This window comes from Allobosea sp. P4_C6 (genome assembly GCF_056402015.1).
Map to the genome: position 1 here is coordinate 1 of NZ_JBFUIF010000131.1, position 3,922 is coordinate 3,922.

The 3,922-nt window shown below is 65.5% G+C and carries 2 protein-coding genes and 4 pseudogenes; 3 read left to right on the top strand and 3 right to left on the bottom strand.

Annotated features, from left to right (window positions below; translation table 11 throughout):
* The coding region (locus AC1DVA_RS26745; protein WP_476807904.1) for a LysR substrate-binding domain-containing protein at nucleotides 1-483 on the top strand (483 nt) is incomplete at its 5' end.
* Between the two features lie 185 nt (nucleotides 484-668).
* Here AC1DVA_RS26745 and fabF read toward each other — a convergent pair.
* The 3 genes and pseudogenes from fabF to AC1DVA_RS26760 all read right to left on the bottom strand — a co-directional run bounded on the left by fabF (nucleotide 669) and on the right by AC1DVA_RS26760 (nucleotide 3,047).
* Nucleotides 669-1,942, bottom strand: a pseudogene (gene fabF / locus AC1DVA_RS26750) (beta-ketoacyl-ACP synthase II).
* A gap of 3 nt (nucleotides 1,943-1,945) precedes the next feature.
* Nucleotides 1,946-2,581 (bottom strand): annotated as a pseudogene (locus tag AC1DVA_RS26755) (MFS transporter); the annotation flags it as partial.
* A gap of 232 nt (nucleotides 2,582-2,813) precedes the next feature.
* Nucleotides 2,814-3,047, bottom strand: a complete 234-nt coding sequence (locus AC1DVA_RS26760; protein ID WP_265055573.1) for a hypothetical protein — start codon at nucleotides 3,045-3,047, stop codon at nucleotides 2,814-2,816.
* A 65-nt stretch (nucleotides 3,048-3,112) separates the two neighbouring features.
* Between AC1DVA_RS26760 and AC1DVA_RS26765 the strand changes: the two are divergent.
* Both AC1DVA_RS26765 and AC1DVA_RS26770 read left to right on the top strand, forming a co-directional pair.
* A pseudogene (locus tag AC1DVA_RS26765) lies at nucleotides 3,113-3,828 on the top strand (efflux RND transporter permease subunit); the annotation flags it as partial.
* Nucleotides 3,824-3,922: pseudogene (locus AC1DVA_RS26770) on the top strand (LysR family transcriptional regulator); the annotation flags it as partial. The pseudogenes AC1DVA_RS26765 and AC1DVA_RS26770, both read left to right, overlap by 5 nt.

Below are 3,922 nucleotides of genomic sequence, written 5' to 3' on the forward strand. Positions count from 1 at the left end.
GAGGAAGGCTTCGACGCCGGCGTTCGTTTGGGCGAGAGCGTCGAGAAGGATATGATCGCGGTCCGGATCGGGCCTGACTGGCGCCTCGTCGCGGTCGCCTCGCCGGCCTATCTCGCCGCCCGCGGCACGCCGCGCCATCCGAAGGATCTCGTCGGGCACGCCTGCATCAACATGCGCCACGAGAGCGCGGGCGGACTATATGCCTGGGAGTTCGAGAAGGACGGGCAGGAACTGCGAGTGCGGGTGGGTGGTCAGCTCACCTTCAATAACTCCTACGCGATGATCGATGCGGCCGTGAGCGGCTTCGGCATCGCCTACGTCCCAAACGACATCGTCGAGCGAGAGATGGCATCCGGTGCTCTGGTACAGGTGCTCGACGACTGGTCGCCCCACTTCGACGGCTACTTCCTCTATTACCCGAGCCGCCGGCAGAACCTCCCGGCCTTCAAGGTGGTCGTCGAGGCGCTGAGGCACCGGGAGTGAAATCGCTACCAAGTCGACACCGCTGAGCGGCGTGCTCGAATGTCCGCGTGCGACCTCATCGACAGGAGCTCTCAGACCGTTATTCCGGCACTATCGGAACGTCCGTTCGACGCGCTTCGCGCGGCAACATTGGAGCGCTGCCGCGTGGGTCTCGTCTTGCTGGCGAAGCCGCGATCATGCGACCTTCAACCGTCGCCGTTCCATCGCCGTAACAGCAGGCTGCCGTTGACTCCGCCGAAGCCAAAACCGTTCGCCATCGCGAATTCCATGGCGGCGGGACGCGCATGTTGGGCCACCAGGTCGATCCCCGCACTCTTCGGATCCGGGTCTTCGAGATTGAGCGTAGGTGGCGCGATCTGATCGCGGAGCGACAGGATAGCAAGATCGCGCCCAATCCGCCGGCGGCGCCGAGCAGGTGGCCAGTCGCGGATTTGGTCGCGCTCACACAAAGCTCGGGATACTCGCCGAACAATGTCTTGATCGCAGCGATCTCGCCGAGATCGCCTACCGGCGTCGATGTCGCATGGGCGTTGAGATGTCGGATGTCCGCCGGCACGATCCCAGCCTGCGCGATCGCAATCTCCATCGCGCGGCGTGCTCCACTGCCATCCTCGGGGCCGGAGGTGATATGATGGGCGTCGGCCGTCGTGCCGTAGCCGACGAGTTCAGCAATGGGCGTCGCTCCACCGTCCAGCGCGTGATCGAGTGCTTCGACGACGAGCATTCCCGCGCCTTCGCCCATGACGAACCCGTCGCGTCTCGAATCGAACGGCCGGGAGGCCTCACCCAGCCGGTCGTTGAAGCCGGTCGAGAGGGAGCGGGCTGCGACGAAGCCGCCGAGGCTGACGATATTGATGCAAGCCTCAGTTCCCCCGCAGACCGCAATGTCGGCCTCGCCGGCACGGATCAGGCGGCCCGCGTCGCCGATCGCCTGGATACCAGCCGCGCAGGCCGTCACCGGCGCGCCCAACGGGCCCTTGAAGCCATGGCGGATCGAGACCTGGCCGGCGGCGAGATTGACGAGGAAGGACGGCACCGTGAATCGCGAAAGACGACGCACCCCACGCGTATCGACGGTGCGAACCGCCTCGGTGATCGCAGGAAACCCGCCGATGCCGGAGGCGATTATGGTGGCCGTGCGGCACCGCTGCCGCTCATCCTCCGGATTCCAGCCGGCCTGAGCGATCGCCTCGTCGGCGGCTGCCATGGCGAGCAAGATAAAGCGGTCGACCTTGCGCTGGTCCTTCGGCGCGAGGACGCGAGCCGGCTCGAAACCGCCCTCGGGATCTTCTTCGATCGAGGGAACGACCCCTCCAACCTTCGCCGGCAAATCGCGAACGACCTCGTCCGAGAGCCGGCGCAAGCCAGAGTGGCCGGCGAGCAAGCGCTCCCAGGAGCGGCCGACGCCGGAGCCGAGCGGCGTGACGGCTCCCATTCCCGTGACAACTATCCTACGCATCGTTCAAGACCTGCGCTTCGATGATGGCGGAAGGCTGCTTTTCGCGTCGCGGACGGTCGCGATGGAAGGGAAGGCAGCGAGCGCGACGACCGAGGCCGCCGTCATCACGATTGCAAGCGAGGCCGATGGCGAGAACGGCATCGCGCTCGCCAGCGTCGATCCGATGGCGGCGCTGCCCATCTGTAGGAAGCCGAGCAGGGCAGAGGCCGATCYGGCCTGACGACCAAACGGCTGCAGCGCGATCGCCGTGCCAAGCGGACTGATGAGCCCCATGCCGAAGAGGACGATCGAAAGTGCCGCGGTGAATGTCGCATAGGTCGGCTGAGACGCCACCGCGACCATCGCCAGCGAGCCCGTGGCGAAGATGATCAGCTCCGCGAAGCCGCCGGTTCTGTCGCCATGGCGCCGTGCCGGTCGAGGCGCCATGAGCCTCAGTACAGTCGCAGCGAAGGACTGACCCATTTGAAACGCGGTGAGCCCAAACTGGCCCATCAGGACACCGGGCGCCGCGGCAAAGAAGCTGAACAACCCGCCGAGGACCATGCTGACCGAGATCGCCGGCAGCAGGAAGCGACCGTCGCCCAAGAGGGATCGATAGGTTGCAGACACGCTGCCGAGCGCGAGCGTGCTCCTTGCTTCGACGGGGTGCGTTTGCTGAGGAGGATTCCGAGCTGGGTGCTCGTCAGGCTCATTTCAGCAGCCATGCGGGGAAAAGCCGGGAGAATAATGTTGGTCGCCAGCGTGCCGAGGGCAACGAGACCCGCGAGAATCAGGACGATCGGGCTCCTCACTTCGTGGAGGTCGGATCGAAGTGGATCGAGGCCAGCTTGGGAAGCCTGCGGCGGTCCGTCTAGGGCAGTTTCCGCAGCACTCACTGCACGCGCTCCAGCTCGCCGTTGGTTGTGCTCGCACCGCCGGCGATCTGGGAGCCGGCTGCGTTCAGGATCTGGCGCGCCAGCGTCTCGTCATTGACCGTTCGCGACAGCAGGACGGCTCCGACCATCATCGACACCTTCGCCAGAAGAGTGTCGCGACCTTCTTCCGCGGACAGGCTTGCGATTATGTGGAGTTTCGCGCGGATGCCGGCTTCGAACTCGGCCTTCACCTCCGGGCCCTGCCGGGCCGCGTCGGACGCAAGCGCGACGAACGGGCATCCTTCGGCGCGTTGGCGTCGGCATGGGCGGGCTGAAGCAGCAGTTCTTTCCCACCTCCGACCGGCCCGAGGTACTCGTCGAAATCCGCCTGCCGGAAGGCAGCAGCATCGAGACCACCGCCGCTGCGGTCCAAAAGGTCGAGCGCTGGCTCGAACGGCAGCCGGAAGCCAAGATCCTCACCAGCTATGTCGGCCAGGGCGCGCAGCGCTTCTTCCTCGCGCTGTCGCTGGAACTCCCCGATCCGGCCTTCGCCAAGATCGTCGTGCTGACGCCGGATGCTCATGCGCGTGAAGAGCCCAAGCTTCGGCAGCGAGAGGAGATTGCGAACGGGTTCGCGCCCGAGGCCTATGTACGCGCCACACAATTTGTCTTCGGGCCTCCCTCGGTGTTCCCGGTCGAGTTCCGCATCGTCGGTCCCGACCCGGCTGAGCTCTACAAAATCTCCGGACATGCCATGCAGGTCATGCGCGGCATCCTCGATGTCAGGCAAGCGATTGGGGCAACCGCACACCGGTCCCTCGCTTCGTGCCGGACCAGGACCGCCTCAATTTGATTGGGCTGTCGTCGGCGCAGGTCGGCCAGCAGCTCCAGTTCCTGCTGAGCGGCGTTCCTGTGACGCAGGTCCGGGAAGACATCCGCAACGTGCCGGTCATCGCCCGCAGCGCAGGCGCCGAACGGCTCGATCCGACGCGTCTCGCCGACTTCTCCCTGATGAGCCGGGACGGGCGCCGATCTCGGGATTATCCGCGTGTTATCCTATCAGGTAGAGGAAGAATTAAGGTCTGGCCGACTGGAGGTCGTCCTTACGGATTTTGCGCCGGAGCCG